The organism is Flavobacterium micromati, from assembly GCF_900129585.1.
GTDB lineage: Bacteria > Bacteroidota > Bacteroidia > Flavobacteriales > Flavobacteriaceae > Flavobacterium > Flavobacterium micromati.
Genome location: NZ_FQWF01000011.1, coordinates 119,845 through 139,656 on the forward strand (window position 1 = coordinate 119,845; position 19,812 = coordinate 139,656).

The 19,812-nt window shown below is 32.9% G+C and carries 14 protein-coding genes, 1 tRNA gene and 1 pseudogene; 7 read left to right on the top strand and 9 right to left on the bottom strand.

Annotated elements, in window-relative coordinates; translation table 11 throughout:
- Nucleotides 1-3 precede the first annotated feature (3 nt).
- The 6 genes and pseudogenes from BUB42_RS12550 to BUB42_RS17005 all read right to left on the bottom strand — a co-directional run.
- Nucleotides 4-2,709 (bottom strand): sensor histidine kinase, encoded by a 2,706-nt coding sequence (locus BUB42_RS12550; RefSeq protein ID WP_073020872.1) that lies wholly within the window; start codon nucleotides 2,707-2,709, stop codon nucleotides 4-6.
- 321 nt (nucleotides 2,710-3,030) lie between these two features.
- Nucleotides 3,031-3,258 carry a DUF6814 family protein gene (locus BUB42_RS12560; RefSeq protein ID WP_073020877.1) on the bottom strand — a complete coding sequence of 76 codons (228 nt, stop codon included), beginning with the start codon at nucleotides 3,256-3,258 and terminating at the stop codon, nucleotides 3,031-3,033.
- Nucleotides 3,259-3,269: 11 nt separating this feature from the next.
- On the bottom strand, nucleotides 3,270-4,805 hold the full coding sequence (locus BUB42_RS12565) for an MFS transporter (RefSeq protein WP_073020879.1): 1,536 nt from the start codon (nucleotides 4,803-4,805) through the stop codon (nucleotides 3,270-3,272).
- A 19-nt stretch (nucleotides 4,806-4,824) separates the two neighbouring features.
- Nucleotides 4,825-6,204: a porin gene (locus BUB42_RS12570; protein WP_073020892.1), complete on the bottom strand. Its 1,380-nt coding sequence runs from the start codon at nucleotides 6,202-6,204 to the stop codon at nucleotides 4,825-4,827.
- A gap of 101 nt (nucleotides 6,205-6,305) precedes the next feature.
- Nucleotides 6,306-6,608, bottom strand: coding sequence for a terminase gpP N-terminus-related DNA-binding protein (locus BUB42_RS12575; protein WP_170857234.1), 303 nt, complete (start codon nucleotides 6,606-6,608; stop codon nucleotides 6,306-6,308).
- A gap of 21 nt (nucleotides 6,609-6,629) precedes the next feature.
- Nucleotides 6,630-6,725: pseudogene (locus BUB42_RS17005) on the bottom strand (transposase-like zinc-binding domain-containing protein); the annotation flags it as partial.
- Between the two features lie 435 nt (nucleotides 6,726-7,160).
- Here BUB42_RS17005 and BUB42_RS12580 point away from each other — a divergent pair.
- Nucleotides 7,161-7,700, top strand: a complete 540-nt coding sequence (locus BUB42_RS12580; protein WP_073020895.1) for a lipid-binding SYLF domain-containing protein — start codon at nucleotides 7,161-7,163, stop codon at nucleotides 7,698-7,700.
- 469 nt (nucleotides 7,701-8,169) lie between these two features.
- On the opposite strand, the gene BUB42_RS12585 is transcribed toward BUB42_RS12580, so the two are convergent.
- From BUB42_RS12585 to BUB42_RS12595, 3 genes are all read right to left on the bottom strand, one after another.
- Nucleotides 8,170-10,338, bottom strand: a complete 2,169-nt coding sequence (locus tag BUB42_RS12585; protein WP_073020897.1) for an alpha/beta hydrolase family protein — start codon at nucleotides 10,336-10,338, stop codon at nucleotides 8,170-8,172.
- 676 nt (nucleotides 10,339-11,014) lie between these two features.
- Nucleotides 11,015-12,580, bottom strand: a complete 1,566-nt coding sequence (locus BUB42_RS12590) for an AsmA family protein (RefSeq protein ID WP_073020899.1) — start codon at nucleotides 12,578-12,580, stop codon at nucleotides 11,015-11,017.
- Nucleotides 12,581-12,993: 413 nt separating this feature from the next.
- Nucleotides 12,994-13,066: transfer RNA gene (locus BUB42_RS12595), tRNA-Phe, on the bottom strand.
- Nucleotides 13,067-13,164: 98 nt separating this feature from the next.
- Here BUB42_RS12595 and BUB42_RS12600 point away from each other — a divergent pair.
- From BUB42_RS12600 to BUB42_RS12625, 6 genes are all read left to right on the top strand, one after another.
- On the top strand, nucleotides 13,165-13,896 hold the full coding sequence (locus tag BUB42_RS12600) for a type III pantothenate kinase (RefSeq protein WP_073020901.1): 732 nt from the start codon (nucleotides 13,165-13,167) through the stop codon (nucleotides 13,894-13,896).
- A complete protein-coding gene (locus tag BUB42_RS12605) occupies nucleotides 13,893-15,140 on the top strand; it encodes a BamG family beta-barrel-assembly machinery protein (protein ID WP_073020903.1) in 1,248 nt (415 codons plus the stop codon). The genes BUB42_RS12600 and BUB42_RS12605 overlap by 4 nt, the downstream gene beginning before the upstream one ends.
- Nucleotides 15,141-15,180: 40 nt before the next feature.
- Nucleotides 15,181-15,735 carry an LPS export ABC transporter periplasmic protein LptC gene (gene lptC / locus BUB42_RS12610; RefSeq protein WP_073020905.1) on the top strand — a complete coding sequence of 185 codons (555 nt, stop codon included), beginning with the start codon at nucleotides 15,181-15,183 and terminating at the stop codon, nucleotides 15,733-15,735.
- Between the two features lie 10 nt (nucleotides 15,736-15,745).
- Nucleotides 15,746-15,943: a hypothetical protein gene (locus BUB42_RS12615; protein ID WP_073020906.1), complete on the top strand. Its 198-nt coding sequence runs from the start codon at nucleotides 15,746-15,748 to the stop codon at nucleotides 15,941-15,943.
- Nucleotides 15,944-15,946: 3 nt separating this feature from the next.
- Nucleotides 15,947-17,206, top strand: a complete 1,260-nt coding sequence (locus BUB42_RS12620) for a hemolysin family protein (protein ID WP_073020909.1) — start codon at nucleotides 15,947-15,949, stop codon at nucleotides 17,204-17,206.
- A 108-nt stretch (nucleotides 17,207-17,314) separates the two neighbouring features.
- Entirely contained in the window at nucleotides 17,315-19,411 is a 2,097-nt protein-coding gene (locus tag BUB42_RS12625; protein ID WP_073020912.1) for a peptidylprolyl isomerase, read from the top strand.
- The last annotated feature ends 401 nt before the right edge of the window (nucleotides 19,412-19,812 follow it).

Genomic DNA, 19,812 nt, shown 5'->3' on the forward strand with positions numbered 1-19,812 from the left:
GTTTTAATTATTTTCAGTTGTGATATAATTGGGTAGAGTAAAAATGAAAGTGGCACCTTCGGTTTTGTTTATTTCTGTCCAAATGCTTCCTTTATGGTGCTCAACAATTTGTTTACAAATAGCTAAGCCTAGGCCGCTACCTATCGGTTTTTTTATGTTTTGATTTCTGGATTGGTAGAATTTATCAAAAATGGCATCAGCATCTTCTATCTTTATTGTCTTTCCGTTATTGTAAATTTTCACTTCTATATTCGTGTCATTCTCAAGGATTGAAATTGTTATTTTCCCAGCTGTTTCTGAACAGAATTTTATCGCATTAGAAAGTAAATTATGAATCACTTGAACAATTCGTTCTTCATCGTAAAAGGCTCTTATTTCTTTACTTGAATCTTTGAATTCGATCGCAATGCCTTTGTTTTTTGCAAGTTGATTAACTGATTCTATAGTTTTTTGAATGGTTTTTATGATATTGTTTTTTGACAAGTAAATTTTTTGTTTCCCTGTTTCAAATTTTTCTAAATCTAAGATTTTATCAATCAATCGATTCAATCGATCAGATTCAGATATGATATTTTGTAAAAACTGTTTGCGCAGTTCTTCAGGAATATCGTCATCATCATGAAGGATTTCACTTGCTGCGCGTATCGCAGTTATCGGAGTTCGTAATTCATGCGTCACTGTATCTAGGAATTCATCTTTTTGAATGTCTTTATTGACTAATTCCTGATTGGCATTTTTTAATTGTTCGGATATTTTTTTTAATTCATTAGAGGTATCCGTTAGTTTTCTATTGATAATAATATTTTCTTTCGATTCTTCTAATATTCGCAATACTTCGGGTAGACTAATTTTGTCTTCTTGTACTACACTTGATATTAAAATTTTGGCGGAAGCCGTACCAATGTGACCTGTTAATAAATTTTCGGCAAACTTTATAAATCGTGCGTCGGCAGTTGTAACATCTTTATCGATATTGTATTTGAGATTAAAAATAGTCAATGCACGTTTTGTTCTTTCTTCGCCCAAAAAGCGTAATAATACTTTTTGAATATCACTGATGTAAGCAGTTCCTTTCCAGATAAACGCATCTTCGTGATTTGTGATATATTTATCTATATCTACATACATTTCAGCGTAATTGCGTTCGCGATAATTTCCTTTAAAACTTACTGATATCGCAAAGTAACTCAAGAAATTAATAAGTAAACTCCAAAAAACAGCATGCGGAATTGGGTCTAAATAATCCAAACCAAATAACTGAAAAGGCTTTAATAATGCAATTTCCCAAGGCCCATTTTGAATGAATAAACTCGTGGATTTCGTTATTCCTATCGCATACGGAATTAAAAGTGTGTAAAAGCAAATAATAAAACCTAGAATAATTCCTGTTACTGCACCTTTTTTAGAACCTCTTCGCCAAAAAATAGCACCAAAAAAAGCGGGTGCAAGTTGTGCTATAACCACAAAAGATACTAAGCCAATGGAAACTAAGGAATAATCTAATATAAAAATGCGATATATAACGTACGCCAAAATTACCAATGAAAATATTCCTATTTTTCTACTATTTATAATACGTTTACTGTTTTTTTGCTGAGAGGAATTCTCGAGTGCGCCAATGAAACCATAGGGAATCAATAAATTATTGCTCAACATGGTTGCTAATGCAATAGACGAAACAATGATCATTGAAATAGCTGCCGAAAATCCACCTAGAAAAACGATAACCGTTAAGGTGTTGTTGTTAAAAAGTTGAGGTATGAGTAGGGAATAGGTGTCAGAGTTAAAATTTTTTCCTTCAAAAAGGATATTGCCTCCCCAGGCTATTGGAAATACAAATAGATTAAAAATCAATAAATAAAGTGGAAAAAGCCAGATGGCTGTATGCACATGGGATTCCTTATTGTTTTCTACAATTGCAGTATGAAATTGTCGGGGCAATAAGAAAATAGCAAACATGGATAAAATAGAAAGGAAAAACCAGTTAATTGCATTAGTAATTCCACCAATTGAGTTTTTTTTGTCAAAATCTTTCAATAGAGCCGCTTTTTGATAAATGTCATCAAAACCATCAAATACAAAATAGGTTACATAGACTCCTATGATTATGAAGAAAACTAATTTTAATATAGATTCCATAGCAACAGCAGTAACGATGCCGCGTCTTTTCTCGGATGCATCAACATATCTAGTGCCATAGTAAGAGGCGAATAAAGATAATGCGAGGCAAACATAAGTTGTAGTGTCAGCAAAAATATTATCGCTTGACTGGGTTTTAGTAACAATATGGAAGGTATCTGAAATTGATTTTAATTGTAATGAGATATATGGTAAGATGCCAATTATGCAAATAATAGTCACTAAAGCGCCTAGAAATCGACTATTTCCATATCGAAGAGAAATAAAATCAGCAATACTTGAAATTTTGTTTACTCTAGAGATTCTAATGATTTTTTTAAGAATAATCATCCACACTGGGATAATCAAAATAGGACCTACGTATATTGGTAAATATCCTAAACCAGAGTCTGCAGCCACACCTATACTTCCATAGTACGTCCAAGCGGTACAATAAACGGCCAATGAAAAGGAATAAACATAAGGATTATTTGTCCATTTAGAATGACTTTTTTTTTCAGACCAATGGGCAATATAAAATAGAATCGATAAATAGATTGCGAGAATCACTAATAGTCCAATGCTATTCATAATATTTTTTTATGATTAGGTACGAAATAGCGATTGAGAATAACCATGCTGAGAAGATATAAATATAAATTATAGGTAGTCCAAACAGTGGTTTAGAGCTGTCAAATAATAATAAAAGCGGCATATTCAACGCTATCAATAATAAGATTGAAAGGATTACTAGCTTTTGTTCGTGTCTTTTCTTCATAGTATGATTCGGCTTGCTTTTTAGCGGTCTTCATTTTGTCTTTTTTCTAACAATAGTTTATCTTGTGAAAATAGAATTAAAAATAAACAATCTCTGTAAATAAATACAGAGACTGTTTACAGTGTAAGTTTTAATTAATCATTTTTTTCGTCATAGTCACCCATTAAGGCATAATACCCAAAGGTTCCTAATCCTGCAACTATTAAAGGGGTCAATATAAAGAGGATAATGATTCCAAAAACTAAATCTTCTTGTTTGCCTGATGAGAATTTTGGTAACCCAAATACGAAAACGCAAAAATAAGCTGCCGCTATTGCTAAGGCAATCCAAACTATTCCTAATATTCTTTTTAATTGATTCATAGTGATATTTTTTATTCGTGAGCGTTTTTATCATTATTTTTAATATAAACCATTCCAACTACAAAACTGACTGCTGCAATAACAATAGGATACCATAACCCTTCCAAATAAAACTCCGGATGGCCCAAATCTTTTGCATTGGTAACAAAATAAGTTGAAATGGCAGGAAGTAAGCCTCCAAAAATTCCATTTCCAACGTGGTACGGTAATGACATTGATGTATATCTAATTTTTACCGGGAACATTTCAACTAAAAAGGCAGCTATAGGACCATATACCATCGTAACAAATATTACTTGTATAAACACTAAAAACACTAAAGCCCATTTATCACTAGAGTTAATTTTGATGGTCGTTTTTGTATCGACCTTTGGTTTACCATCGACAACAATGACTACCCCGTTCTCTAAATGTACGGTTTTTATCTCTTCTAAAGTAGTTCCATCTACGTATGCCTTTTTAGTGGTGTAGATTGAATCCATTGTCTGTTTTTTATTTTCCTTTAGCTCAGCTATCACTGTGGTTTTTTGTACTAATTCAGTTTTATTTTGTACTGATGTAGTTTCATACATTTGCTTATAAATAGGTCTGTAGAGTAATATGGCTAGTAACATTCCACCCATCATGATATATTTTCTACCTACTTTGTCACTCAGCCAACCAAAAAATACAAAGAAAGGCGTACCAATAATTAATGCAATTCCTAGCAAAGTATCTACTTGTGAAGAGTCGATAAACATCACTGTTTTAAGGAAACTCATCGCGTAAAATTGACCGGTGTACCATACAACACCTTGACCCATAGTAGCACCAAACAAAGCCAATAATACAAATTTTAAATTGTATCGATTTCCAAAACTTTCTTTTAAAGGATTCGTGCTTGTCTTTCCCTCACTTTTTGCTTTAGCAAAAACTGGAGATTCATCCATATTTTTTCTTATTAGGTAGGAAACTCCCACCATTACAATGGACAACCAAAACGGAACTCTCCATCCCCAATCATCAAATTGTTCTGGTGTAAGAACGTTTCTGGTAGCCAAAATCACCATCAAAGAGATAAATAAACCAACTGTAGCAGTAGTTTGAATCCAAGAAGTCCAATATCCGCGCTGTCCAACAGGTGCATGTTCGGCCACGTAAGTTGCAGCGCCCCCATATTCACCGCCAAGCGCAAGACCTTGAAGCATTCTTAATAATAAAACTAATAAAGGTGCTACAAAACCTATTGTTTCGTAGCTGGGAATGCAACCTATAAGAAATGTTGCGCCTCCCATCAATAGCAAAGTAACCATGAAAGTGTATTTTCTTCCAATGATATCTCCTAATCTGCCAAAGAAAAGTGCTCCAAATGGACGAACTACAAAACCAACGGCAAATGTGGCTAGTGTTGCCAAAAAAGCTGCAGTTGGATTATCTGCTGGGAAAAATTTTGTTGAAATTACAACGGCTAAACTTCCAAAAATGTAGAAGTCATACCATTCAATCATTGTGCCCATCGAGGACGCGGAAATTACTTTCCAAATTCCTTTTGTTGATTTAGTACTCATAAATTATCGTTTTAATTAGTTATAAATAAATTTGAAGTTGTACTACGAATTCTCCTAAAGATCCTGAAATTGTAGACGGAGAAGTGTAAACAGGTCTTGTTGAATATTGTGCTGTTATTTTGGCATGTTGTCCATCCAATAAAAAGTTAGTTCCAAGATCAAATTGAGTACTTGATTTTTCTAAAGCGTCAAATTTTTTATAAGTAAATGCTCCAAATGGCTGAATACGAACTTTAGGTTTGGCTACTTTGCTAGGTAATAAAATACCGGCTTGTGTGTACCAAATATTCCCTGATCCAATTGTAGGTTGTGCATTTCCAGCACCGGCTAGTGCTCTATTTCCCGTAAAGTTTGGATCAACAGAACCAACATTCATAATGCCAACGTTACGCAAATAATTTGGACCAAAATCATAATCGTATAATACACTATATCCCGTTATCGCCATTTTATTTTCTTTTTTTCCAATAGGCAAATCAACAAAAACATCGGCAGCAAAAAGATTGATATCGTGCTTGCTAATAGCGTTGTTCACGGAAGATCTAGTGGCATCAGGCGCAGTGTAAAAGCCAGCGCCAATGTTGAATACTTTTTTAGTTCCTAAATAACTACCTACTTTATAAGGCAAGACATTAGCTTCTTGATCTAAAAATTGATATTCAAAATAACCAGCTTTAGACCATTTTGTAATTCCGCTATTATCAACAGCTACAGCATTATTTACAACAGTTACATTAGCAGGCGTTAAATTTGTAGCGTAAGGCTTATTGTAACTCAATCGGTATTCTAATTTGCCAAATTTTCCTTTAGCAAATACGCCCACCTGTCTAGCAAATTGATCTGAGTTTTCTATTAGTGGCCAATTGAAAATAGGGGCATCAATGGTTAAGAAATTCAAAGTAGAAGCCATTGTTTCTCTGGATAATCCCATATAATAGTGTAATCCGCCACCGAGGGATAAACTAAAATTCTTGTCTTTTTCTGGTAAAACTACCGCGTATTCGTTCCATGCATCATGAAAAAACAGCCCCGGCTTCTTGCCAGCACCATATCCGCCAGTGCCAGAAGTTCCAGTAGCTCCTCCATTTATAAAAGTTTGATTGTTAATTCCAAAGTGTGTCACAATCATATACCTTTTAGATATTTGAGCATAAGCGAGAAAACGCAAACGCCTGTTTCCAATATCGGTTGCGGTGGAGGTAGCTTCATTTCCAATCATTGTTCCTGGATTCATTTCGGCAGAGCGAAACCAAATTTGGTTCCAAGCAATCACACGCATGAATTTAGAACCATCGTCGTTTAAGTTGAATTTCATTCCGGAGCCATAATCGGTGGAGCCTTGAGAAAATCCTTTTAGTGACAATAAGAGTGCTGCCACTAAAAAAAGTATTTTTTTCATAAATAGAATTTGGTTATTAAATGGTTTGTTAATAAAGCGCCAAATTCTATTATTTTATTTTAAAAAAAAATTATGATATATATGTGTGTAAACTGCTATAGCTAATCTTTAAAACGCTCCCATTTTATCAGCATAAATTTATCACCAAGCTCGGTGATAATCATTCCGGCACCTGATAATAATTCCTTGTTTTTTATATATTCTACAAGTTCTAAATGGTTAAAAATCCTATAGGTAGGGTGATAATTTGCATGTGATGGTTTTTTAATATTATAGGATTTAACCCAGTTGCTAACTGTAACGTGTGACACTCCAATAATTCGTTCGATTTCCCGAAAACTCAAACCTTCTAAATAAAGTTGCAACGCTTTAGTAACGTAGTAATCATTTATCTTTTTACCCATTTTGTTTACCGTAAAAAAGTAATTACATTTTTTGCACAAATACCTTTGTTTACTATTAATGACGCCGCTTTTTATAATACGATCATTTTGGCATTTTGGACAGATTAAAAGCTCCATATATATTAATTTTGCATAAATATAGCAATTTAGCAATTATCTAAAAGAGAATAATACAATTAATTCGTTTTAAATTTATGAAAGGTGCATTTTTACAGTAAAATAATTGATATTTTCCTATGTTTATCTCTTTTATGAAGTGCTCAAGGATTAAATTGATGGTTGTTGGACTGCAAGTAAGAGATAGTTTTGAGAGGTAATTATCACCGCAGGTAAAAAAGAAAGCGATCAAGAACAAGAATATCTTTTAATTCCCTTTTTTCCATTTAAAATTATCGGTGAAGGATTTAAATATCTATGTATTTGATTATCAGTACAATTTAATCGGATTCAAAAAATTTATGGTATATTTGAGTATTGCTATTTTACTTTTTTTGTTGATCCAAAATAAAGTATTTTAACATATATTATTTTGTAACAATTAAAAATATCGATATGAAAAAATTAAAAAGTATTTGGGTAATAGTTGCGGTTTGTGTGCTAAGCTTTGCACCGGTTTTTGGGCAATCGGAGGCCAAGAAAAATAAAATTATTGCTGACAGTAAAACTGCAAAGGAGGAGTTTATTAAAACTGATGGTCTTCTAAAAAAGCTCTTTGAAGATGCTTTTGGGTATGTGATTTTCCCGAACGTGGGTAAGGCTGGTTTAGGTATAGGAGGCGCTGCTGGCAACGGGGTTGTTTATGAGCGTGGTCAAATGATAGGTATGGCAAAACTTTCGCAAGTGAGCATAGGTTTTCAGGCAGGTGGTCAAGCGTATCGTGAAGTAATATTTTTTGAGTCAAATAAGGATATGGAGCGTTTTAAAAATAGTCAATTTGAGTTTTCAGCTCAAGCTTCAGCGGTAGCTGTTACGGCCGGTGCATCAACGAATGTAAAGTATGCGGATGGCGTTATGGTATTTACCATGCAAAAGGGTGGGCTAATGTATGAAGCATCAATAGGTGGGCAGAAGTTCAAATTTAATAAATTGTAAGTTATTGTTGCAGCTGATGATTAGCCAACCATTACAAGGGTTGCTATATTTTTTAAAAATGAGACATATTCACTGTTCAATTAAAAATACATTTTACTTTCCAGAAGATAAAAAATTTGAAAATTAAAAAAGGAGCTGGTCACTCCTTTTTTTATGTTGTAATTATGCCGTAGTAGATGTTGCAAGTGGATAAACTTGTAAGTTTCTGTGCAATAATTTAGGGCATAGATTTTAAAAAACGTTTACTTCTTCCAGCTTCTAAAGTAGATGAATTGTGATGATAGAAAACGCTTGACTTGTAACTTTTTACTAAATAAAATATCATTTATTGAGTGAAGGTTCAAGGTTGATTTTCTCTTTAAATTTCAGATTTACTTGTCTATGAATGTTTTTCTTAATTAGATGTCGCGCCTAAATCATTGTGCCACTGTAATTATTTACTGATATTTAGTAAAATAAAATAATTGAATTAATTGTCTTTATTTTTATCAATATATCTTTCAAAAAATTCAAATGTTCTTAACATCTGATCCATTCGTTGTCTGTTGTCACCAGTTCTTGTGATTTCGTGCGTTGCTCCCGGATGTACTACATATTCAACTGGGCATCCTAAGACTTTTAGACTGCGAAACATCATTTCGCCTTGAACGAATCCGGTGCGGCGATCATTGCCTCCATGAAAAATAATCAATGGCGTCTTTATGTTTTCAACATAGGTTGACGGTGATTCTCTTATTAGAATTTCCTTCACTTTTGGTTCCCATGGATAGCCTCCAAAATAATTAGGAACTAATCTCCATGCATTTCCTTCGCCAAAAAATGTTGGAAGATCATAAACTCCGCGTTGTGCACATGCGGCTTTAAAACGATTGTCATGACTAATAATCCATGCCGTAAGATAGCCCGCATAAGAGCCTCCTGTTATTAATAGATTTGCGGGATCAGCCCAGCCCTGTTCAACGGTTTTATCTAAAGCAGTCAGGACATCACTTGAAGGGCCTTTACCCCAATCATTGATGTTACCTCGTAAAAAGTCTAAACCATACCCACCGGATCCTCTTGGGTTGCTGTAAACTACACCGTAGCCTTTGCTACAAAAATATTGATATTCATGCCACATACTTTCTTGGCCTGGTCCCCACATAGCTGATGGTCCGCCATGAATTTCTAGCAGCAACGGATATTTTTCTCCTTCTTTGTAGTTAATTGGTTTCATTACCCAATATTCAATTGTCATTCCCAACTCATTAATAAATGTATTTTTTTCTGGAATGGATAGTTTTTTATTTAACACCCAATCGTTGAAATTACTTCCCTTTCTATGTTTTTTAAAATCAGAATTGGTAAAATATAATTCGGAGGGATTTTGTACCTCTGTTTTTGAATATACAAGTGTGTTGTTTACAATGTCATAACTTGTAATGCCAATCTCAGTGCTGGATAACGCTTCTACTTCTTTTGTGGAAATATTGACTCTGTTTAAAGTGGTTCCTCCATTGCTTTGAGCGGTAAAATATAAGTATTTGTCGTTTGTACTCCAAGTAAGATTTGATTTCTCACGATCAAAAGGGATTGTTACCATATCTTTTTCTGTTCCATTAATGGGCATTATTGCCAGTTTAGGAACTGAGACAAAAGAAGTGTTACTGGACAAAAACGCTACCAGTTTTCCAGAATGCGATAAAGATGCGTTGCTGTATCTCTTGTCTTTTTCTCCTACAATCATTTTGAAATTACCGCCATCACTGTCGGCCAAATAGATTGCGCTTTCTAAGGAGCGGTCTGGATTTTGGATACTGTCAATGGCACCAGAGAAAAGTATTTGTTTCCCATCTGGAGTGTATTCTGCATCGGTAAGATTATAAAATCCTTTCGTGAGTAAGCGAGGTAGGGAATCTTTAGTGGTATTTATGTCAAAGAAATAATTGAAATTCATTTCGGAAGAAATAGAAGACTCATTTTGGAAGTTTAATTTATTGAGAACAATTGCTTTTTTGTCAATTGCATTTTTGTCTAAATAAGCTCTTATTTCTGATAAGTCACCGTTGGGATTTGGTTTGCTGTTGTTCGGTAGCAAATGTTCGTTTTTGTTAAAGCCCGGCTTTTCCATTGTCCAAGTTGGTATGGAGTGTGGCTTATTTAAAATAGAATCTTTGATCAATTCTTGTAAAGAAATACTTGACGAAAACAGTATTTTGTTACCATCGGGAGACCATTTTGGATTTTTTGCGCCATATTTGAAACTGGTTAATTGAATTGGTTCTCCTCCGTCCATCGATAAAATAAAAATCTGAGATTTGTCTGCCACAGAGCGAGTAAAAGCAAGTTGCTTTCCATCTGGACTCCATGCAGGTTTAATAGCGTCTTCTTTGGAAGTAGTCAGTTGGACGGGAACTGCAGTTTTTACTGTTGAAGCACTATAGATTTGAGTATTATACTTGTAATCCTGTGTGTTGTTTTGATCTGCTACAATCGAGGTTACTGTGAAAGCTGCTTTTGTTCCATCTTTAGTGAGTGTTATATTGCTAATAGTCTTTATTTTCAACATGTCTGTAATAATTACAGGTTCTGTTGTGGTTTGCGCAAAGGAGGTATGTAATGTTGCAATAAAAAAAAGCAGTACTGAAAATTCTCTCATAATGTTAATTTTGAAGTTGATCTTTAATGTGATCTAAGGCTAAGAATGCGTTTTGCTTTTTTAAGTTGCTACAGTTTTTACTTTGCTTGATCGTATAAAAATCAGGTTTGGTTTTTGAGTAAATATATAAAAAAGTAAAGAATAACCCCTCTTGGTTTAATTTATTGTTTGAACACTTCTCAGTGCTGGTGGGTATTTCAAATCACTATGCGATGAAAAAATACAATCATTTTATTTATACAGGGTTCATTTGATAAACACTTCTACAATAAACTTTGATACACATTCCGACACAAAATGTTCTGCACGAGGTAAAAGAAAAATCAAATCGAAAAATATTGAGCAAAGCAATTCAATGACGTAATTTCTGCTCAAAAATTTCATATTGAATTTAAAAAAGACTCGGTGCTGCTATTGAAAATATAGATTCCTATAACGTTTAACTAAAAAGTGCGAGCTATAAAATTAGAAGCAAGCAATGATTTGAAAATCTTTTGCACTAGCATAAATAAAAATAAAAAGAATTAATAAAATTTTGCTATTTCTTTGCGGATTTGGTCAGTTTTTTATTTTCCGATGCTACACGAAAGAATTAAAAAGAATAAAATTAAATTGCCAAAACATGTAATTTCAAAGTTGTATTAGGACCGCAAAAGCTAACAAAAGAAAAGTTTTTTTATAAAAGGGTTTTCTTTAATCCATCTGCAAAACAAAGCCAAAATAAATTGAAAAATGATTTCTCTTTAATGCGTTGTACTTCAATTTCGTTTTCTAATATTTTGCCGCCAGAATCGTTCTTGAGTACTAAGTTTCCTAACCAGCTTTTTAAAACGCTTTTTTTATCTCGATTCTTTTTTTGATACCGTTCTATATTTAAGTCATGATATCGTAAAGCAAAGTTTCCTTTTGCATTATTGTCGTTACCATTATAATCAAAGTAAACTTGGTCAAAAGTCCCTTTAAATGTGGTATTTAAATATGGTTTTGTAAAAATAGCTAGTTGATTTGTTTCAAAGTTTTTAATGCTACCTTTTATGTTAAAACCATCTGATTTATCCATTACATTAAATCGCCACTTCACCATCATTGGAGATTTATTCATGAATTTACAGTTTATAGATATCAAAACATCAGGCAAATTTTTGTTTTGATATCCACTGTAAACGTTTGTTGCTTGTAAATTGAATGATCCAAACTTTAATACGCCAGCACCATTATTGAAAGTCTTTTCTTCTTCATACACTAAATTCGAATTATTTATGGTCAGTGTGTCAATTAGTAGATCAAATTTTAATTCGCGTAAAATTTTGCTGTAAAGCGGTTTAATTGAAAGGTTGTCTTTAGGAATTTTGCTTCTGTATATATTGGCGTCAGCTTTGTCAATCACAATTTGATTAGTTTTAAAAAAAAGTATTTCTTCTTTAAATCCCCAATTCATATTTTTAATTGCAATCTTACCTGCTTTTAGCGTATATAAATCGCGTTCTTTTTTAGATTGATCTACAAATTGACGTCGAGTAAGTAAGGATGTCATTGAGAAATTATCCATCTCAAGTCCCGAGTTGGTGGTGTTGATTTTAGTAGCTTTTATTTGATACGCTTTGTCAGTTTGGTAGATTAAACTGTCACAGCTCAAAGCATAACTTTTATAAGAAAACGGAATTTTGTTATCCAAAGTTTTTTTAGAAATAGCCAGATCATTTAGTTGTACAATTACTTTCTGCGCCGAAAAAAGTGTTTTGTTATTTTTAATATTAACAATAGAAAAGTTGCCATTTTCAATATTTACGTTAGCTACTTTTATAATTTGTTCAAAGGGAGCTACGATTTTAGAACTTAGGTTTTTACTAGAATTAACTATTTTATCATTGTCTTTAAAAAGTGTGATATTTGGTTTAGAAAAAGTAATGCGGTAAGCTTCTATTTTATTTTTAAGAAGTAATGGGAAAATTTTATAATCATCTACCGTAACATTTTCTATTGAGGCTAAAATTCCATTTTTACTCAGTCTATCTTTTTGTCTTTCTTTTGGAGTTATGACAATTCCTGACGCAGTAATTTTCCTCGAAAATAAAGAAATCTTAACATTCTCGTATTTTATGTTGTAGGGAGTTTCGTTTTTATCTAAAATTATTTTTGGAAGTTGGTAATTCACCCACAAGTTTACAGCAAAACTTAATGCTCCAATAAAAATGATTATTCCTAAGATAACAACTCCTATTTTTTTTACTCTTTCTTTCATAAGTAATGTGCGTGATTGCTAAAGATAGGGACAAATGAAATAGTAACTCCTTATAATTGACAGAAATTGAATATTTGATTGGAACATATTACACTAAAAAATAGGGTAAATAGGATTGTGAAGTAGTGCTTTTTTAATACTATTTAGTTTTAAAATTCTGAATATGATTTGATAAATCTATTTACGTTTCCTGAAAATTTTTTATAACCTTGAGGTATAATTGTAAAATTTGTCTACTGATTTTTTGGAAATCGTAAAAAAAATTTCATTAAAGTTTAGAGTCAACATTTCAGTAAATAAGCTGTTTTTACTTGTGACTTTTTAATGCTGAATAAAATGAAGTATGTAAATCAATTTATAAATGGCTTATTATTTTTAAAACAAAAAACCCACTAATTTCTTAGTGGGTTTTGTGGTACCTCCAGGGATCGAACCAGGGACACATGGATTTTCAGTCCATTGCTCTACCATCTGAGCTAAGGTACCGTGCTAATGCGGGTGCAAATATAGAATCATTTTTAGTATATCCAAAACATTTTTTTAAAAAAATCAATTCGTACCTTTGCCACATCAAAAAACCAAGTATGATTTTAGTTATCGATGTAGGTAATTCCAGAATTAAAGCAGCTGTTTTTGAGGATGCTATACTTTTAGAAGTTTTTGCTTTCACGAAAATAGAGCTCCAAAAAAATATTGAAAATATTTTAAATAAATTTGAAAAAGTGACCCATTTAGTGGTTGCATCAGTGGGAGATGTCGAAAAACAATCCTTTTTAGAGTTCAATTCACAGGTAAATGTCTGCTTTGTTTCCAATAATGATCCTTTTCCATTTCACAATAAATACAGCACTCCAAAAACTTTGGGAATTGACAGAATGGTGCTTGCAGCTGGAGCAGTTTTACAGTTCCCATACCAAAATCGGTTAGTTATTGATGCAGGAACATGTATAACTTATGATTTTATTGATGATCAAAATAATTATCTAGGAGGAGCAATTGCACCAGGATTACGATTACGATATGAATCATTACACCTTTATACCGCGAAACTACCAATACTTGAATTAGAAAATCCTAATACCTTGATAGGTAATTCTACGTTTGACTCTATTCATTCAGGAGTGGTAAATGGAGTGGTCTTTGAAATTGACGGATTTATCAATGAATATAAGACAAAGTATCCAAACTTTATAATAATTTTAACGGGGGGTGATACAGTTTTTTTGGCTAAACGATTAAAAAATACCATATTTGCCAATTCAAATTTTCTGCTTGAAAGTTTGAATCAAACATTTCAATATAAAAATCAACAATGATTAAACAAATTATAGTAAGCGTTTGTTTACTTGTATCTTTAGGATCTATTGCTCAGGAAGGAACAGCATCTCCATATTCTTTTTACGGAATCGGCGAAGTAAGATTTAAAGGCACACATGAATTTCGCTCTATGGGAGGAATTGCTATTGAACAGGACAGTATCCACATGAATTTACAAAATCCTGCCAGCTACGGAAATTTAAAATTATCAACTTTCAGTTTGGGTGCCACTTATGCAACTACTACCTTGAAGGCCGACAGTAAATCAGAAAATGCAAGAAGAACAACTTTAGATTATTTAGCAGTAGGATTGCCGATGGGCAAATTTGGTGTGGGTTTTGGATTGATTCCCTTTTCTTCTGTAGGATATAAAATAAGACCCACTGAATCTCTGACCGAAAACAATCAAAGTTTCAATGGTAAAGGTGGTTTGAACAAAGCTTTTCTTGGGGTGGGGTACAAAATCACGCCTCAACTTAGCGTGGGAGCTGATGTTCAATATGATTTTGGTAAAATTGAAACTAATAATTTTGAATACATAAGCGGGATCGCTATTGGAACAAGAGAACTAAATAACGCTGATTTATCTGGTGTAAATTTTAATCTTGGTATGATGTATCAGAGAAAAATTGACAAGAAATTATCATTATTTAGTAGTTTAACTTACTCTATTGAAAGTTCACTAACTTCTAAAAATACTAGAAATATCGCAACTGCGGTTTATAACGAAAATTTTGAACTAGGAATCGTCGATGTATTAGAAGAAGTAAACACAGTTGAAAAGCTAAAATTACCTAGTAAAATTTCAGCAGCAGCTGGTATAGGCGAAGCAAGAAAATGGTTAGTAGGAGTTGGGTACACTTTTCAGCAAGCAGGTGAATTAAGTAATAAGTACAACGCTTTAGATAATGTAACTTATAAGCAAAATTCAAAATTCAGTATTGGGGGTTATTATATACCTAATTATAAGTCATTTACCAGTTATCCTAAAAGAATTACATACAGAGGGGGTTTTAGATATGAACAAACAGGTTTAGTGATTAATTCGCAACCTATCAATGATCTGGCCGTAACAATGGGATTTGGATTGCCATTATCAGGTACATTTTCAAACGTAAATATTGGTGTTGAATTTGGACAAAGAGGCACAACTAAAGCCAATTTGATTCAAGAAAATTATGCTAATGTTAGCGTGGGTTTTTCGCTTAATGAACAGTGGTTTGTAAGACGTAAATTCAATTAAACAAAAATTAGTCACAAAGACTTCACAGTAGGTTAATAGTATGACTTTATTCAATAAACATAGTGTAAGATGCATTTTAGCGGGTATTGCCTTTACATTAATTTTTGGGTGTGAAAGTAATTTCAAAAATATTCAAAAAAGCAATATTTCTGAATTTTTTCCTAGTAGCGACGCCGATCTAGTTAATTTAAAATATACTGATTCTGGCCGAATTACCGCAGTGCTGGTTAGTGCAAAAATGCTTGATTATGCTAGTGTTGCATATCCTTTTACAGAATTTCCAAAAGGTATTGATGTAACGCTCTATGATAAAAATGCTAAAAAAACCTTTGTAAAATCTAATTTTGCAGTCTCGTATAAAAAAACTTCGTTAATTGATTTACAGGGAAAAGTGAAAATTTACACGGAAGACGGTCAAATATTAGAAACCGAACAGCTGTATTTTGACCAAAAAAACCAATGGTTTTTCACGGAAAGAAGGTTTAAATTAACTGGACCAAAAGGGATTTCAAATGGACAAGGAATTGATTTTAGCAAAGATTTTAAAATAATAAATTCACAAAAAATTACCGGAGAAATAGAAACAACCGAATAAAAACAACATTATGAATTATTTAAAATTTACTCAATATGTATATCTCGTTTTTGGAGCTTATTTCATTTACGATGGATTTACGAAGTTAAACAACCCAAATTTAGGAACGCCTTGGTTGAGTTTTATCATTGCTGGTGTCGCAGTTTTTATGTTTTTCTTTAGAAGAAAATTTGCTAAAAAATTTGAAGATAGAAACAAAAAATTATAAGTAATGGAAATTAGCATTATAATAGTGTGTTTAATACTAAGTGCTTTTTTTTCAGGAATGGAGATAGCCTTTGTCTCTTCCAATAAAATATATCTTGAAATTGAAAAAAAGCAAGATAATTTTGTTTCAAAAATACTGACAAAACTTACTGAAAAGCCAACGAATTTTATTGTTTCTATGTTGATAGGCAATACAATTTCGTTAGTGATTTATGGCTTTTTTATGGCCGAGGTTTTGATGCAGTGGTTGGCTGGTTTTGGTTTTGCGCTTTCAGCAGGATTTAACATAGTGATCCAAATACTTATTTCGACAATACTCATATTGATTACTGCTGAATTTTTACCAAAGGTTTTTTTTCAAATTTATGCGAATGTTTTAATCAAATTTTTCGCAGTTCCAGCTTACTTTTTTTACAAGCTTTTTTATTTCATCGCCATTTTTTTTGTAGCTATTTCTGATTTTATCTTAAAGAAGTTTTTTAGGACAGATGCTGATATCACACCTCTTTTTTTTAGTAAAATTGAGCTGGGAAATTACATCACAGAGCAAATGAGTACTGTTGAAGACAATGAAACTGTTGATTCTGAGATATTAATGTTTCAAAATGCTTTAGAATTCTCAGGTGTCAAAGCTAGAGATGTAATGACGCCTAGAATTGAAATTGTTGCCATTGACTTATTCGACTCTATTGAAGATCTTCGGACATTATTTATAGAAACTGGTTATTCTAAAATTGTGGTTTACCAAAACTCCTTTGATGACATAATAGGGTATGTTCACTCTTTTGATATGTTTAAAAAACCCAACAGCATCAAAGAAATTGTTATTTCGGTAGAATTTGTCCCACAAACCATTTTTATAAAAGATGCTATGAACTTGCTTACTAAAAAACGTAAAAGTGTAGCAGTAGTATTGGATGAATATGGAGGAACATCAGGAATTATAACAATTGAAGATATTGTAGAAGAACTATTTGGTGAAATTGAAGATGAACATGATTCTGATGAAGAATTAATTGAAAAACAACTTGGCGACGGAGTTTATCTTTTTTCAGCTCGTTTGGATGTCGAATATTTGAACCTAACTTATAAACTCCAAATCCCAGAAGAGGATTCGTATGGAACTCTTGGCGGCTTTATTGTTGATTTCACAAAAGAGATTCCGCAAAAAGGAGCATTAATTGCAATAGGAATCTATCATTTTGTGATTGAAGAAGCTACAAATAAAAAAATAGAATTAGTTAAAATGACAGTCCAAGACTGATAATTATTAAGAAAGTAAAAAATCTTTCAAAATAAAACGCTACTAGTATAATTATTAATTAGATAATTGTATTTTCGCAAACTGAATATAAAAATTAACAACAATAAAATGGCACTTTTACAAAAAATTAGACAACGTTCACTTCTTCTGATACTCGTTATTGGGTTTTGTTTATTCGCATTTATCATAGGTGATATATTCAACAGTGGTGGTTTTAACAGCACATCAAAAGATGTTGGGAGCATCGATGATAAAGATATTCCATTTGAAGACTTTAGAGTAAAAGTTAGTAATGTTGAAAAAAGTGGTCAAGGGATTACTTCAACTGAAGCTGCAAATAGAGTTTGGGAGCAAGAGGTTTCTATTGCTTTGTTAACAACGGAATTTGAAAAATTAGGACTACGAGTTGGTGAAAAACACTTATTAGAAGTTTTAAAAGCGGATCAAAATATTGGTGGAAACCCATTGTTTTTAAATGCAGCAGGCATATTTGATGTTAATAAATTTAAAGAGTACTTTAAAGCAAATCCAGAGCAAGCTCAATTTCTAAAAGACAGAGAAAAAGATGCCGACTTGAACGCAAAATTTCAGCTGTACAACACAATGGTCAAAGCTGGAGTTTATACTACTCAAAGCGAAGGTAAAATGAAGTATGAAATGGAAGCAGATAAAGTGAGCTTTGCTTATGTTGCTGGATTATATTCTACAATTAAGGATAGTGACGTAAAAGTTACCGATTCAGAAATTGTTGATTACATGAAAAAAAATGAAAAAAAATTCAAAGCTGATGAGTCTCGTGAGCTTGAATATGTTTTAATTGAAGACAAACCTTCAGCATCTGATGAGGCTGAAATCAAATCTAAAATCAATGCATTGTTAACAGGAAGCGTGGTTTACAACCAAGCAACTGGAAAAAATGATACAGTTGCTGGATTTAGAACTACAAGTAATGCCATTGATTTTGTAAATTCAAACTCTGACGTTCCTTATGACTCAACTTATATTGCCAAGAAAGATTTACCAGCTGTTGATGCTGACAAATTGTTTAGTCTTCCTGCAGGCGCGGTTTACGGGCCTTATATTTTTGGAAATTACTATTGTATTTCAAAATCTTTAGGGATGAAGTCAGGGGTGAACGCAAAGGCAAGTCATATCTTAATTAGTTATGAAGGAACTCAAGTTCCTAATAAAAAGGAAAAAAGAACAAAAGAGGAGGCTAAAGCAAAAGCAGAAAGTATTCTTGCACAGGTTAACGCTAATCCAGATAGTTTCTTAATGTTAGCTTTTACCGCTTCTGATGATTCATCTTCTCAACAAGGTGGTGATTTAGGATATTTTGGTCCAAACCAAATGGTAAAACCGTTCAACGATTATGTTTTTAATAATGGAATAGGGAATGTAGGTTTAGTAGAAACTCCTTTTGGTTTTCATATTATTAAAATTACTGATAAGCAAGATGGAATTCGCCTTGCAACTGTGGCTCAAAAAATTGAAGCTTCAGAAATCACTTCTGATAAAATGTTTACACAAGCAACTAAATTTGAAATGGAAGCTGCTGATAAAGATTTTAATAAAGTAGCAAAAGAGAGCAAACTTGCAGTGCCACCAGCAGTTTCTGTTAAAGGAATGGATGAAAACTTTGGTTCTTTAGGAAAACAGAGAAACATTGTGAGATGGGCATTTGAAGATGGAGTTAAAGAAGGATCGGTAAAAAGATTTGAAGTAGCTAATGTAGGTCATGTTATTGCAAAAGTAAAAAGCATTGATAAATCTGGTTTAGTATCCGTTTCAGTTGCAAGACCTTTTGTCGAGCAAATTCTTAAAAATAAGAAAAAAGCGGAGATGATTAAAGCAAAAATGACTGGTACATCTCTTGAAGCTATTGCTAAGGCAGTAGGTGGAACGGTGCAACAAGCAGCCGATTTAACAATGGAAAATGTAATGCTGCCAAATGTAGGTCCTGAGCCAAAGGTAGTAGGAAATGCATTTGCATTAGCTGTAAATAAAATGTCGGCACCTATTGAGGGAAATACAGGAATTTATGTGGTGAAAAACACAAGCACTGTAAAAGCTCCTGCGATCAAAGATTTCAAACCTTACATTGCGAAATTAGACGGTCAAAAAGCGGCTGAAACTAATAGAGTAATTCCAGCTTTAAAAGGAAATGCTAAAATTGAAGATAACAGACAACAGTTTAATTACTAATTCAACAAGTAATTATTATCATAAAAATCCCGATACGACTTAGTTGTATCGGGATTTTTTTGGGGTTTTCTTTTCTGATTTTTTTTGGTCGCTGTCTTACTATTGCTTTTATTACTCCCATTATTTTGTCATGCTGGAAGCATCCCAAAAAAGTTGCTCTTGCTTGGTGAGACGCTTGCATCCTGACAAACGGAGTAGATTGTGTTTGATAAATTATCACTAATCATTTACTTGTCACGCTGCAAGCATCTATTACATTGTCATGCTGGAAGCATCCCAATAAAGTTGCTCTTGCTTGGTGAGACGCTTCCAGCGTGACAAACGTAGTGGATTGTGTTTGCTAAGGTAGTACTTAATCTATTCCTTTGTCATGCTGGAAGCATCCCGATAGAGTTGCTCTC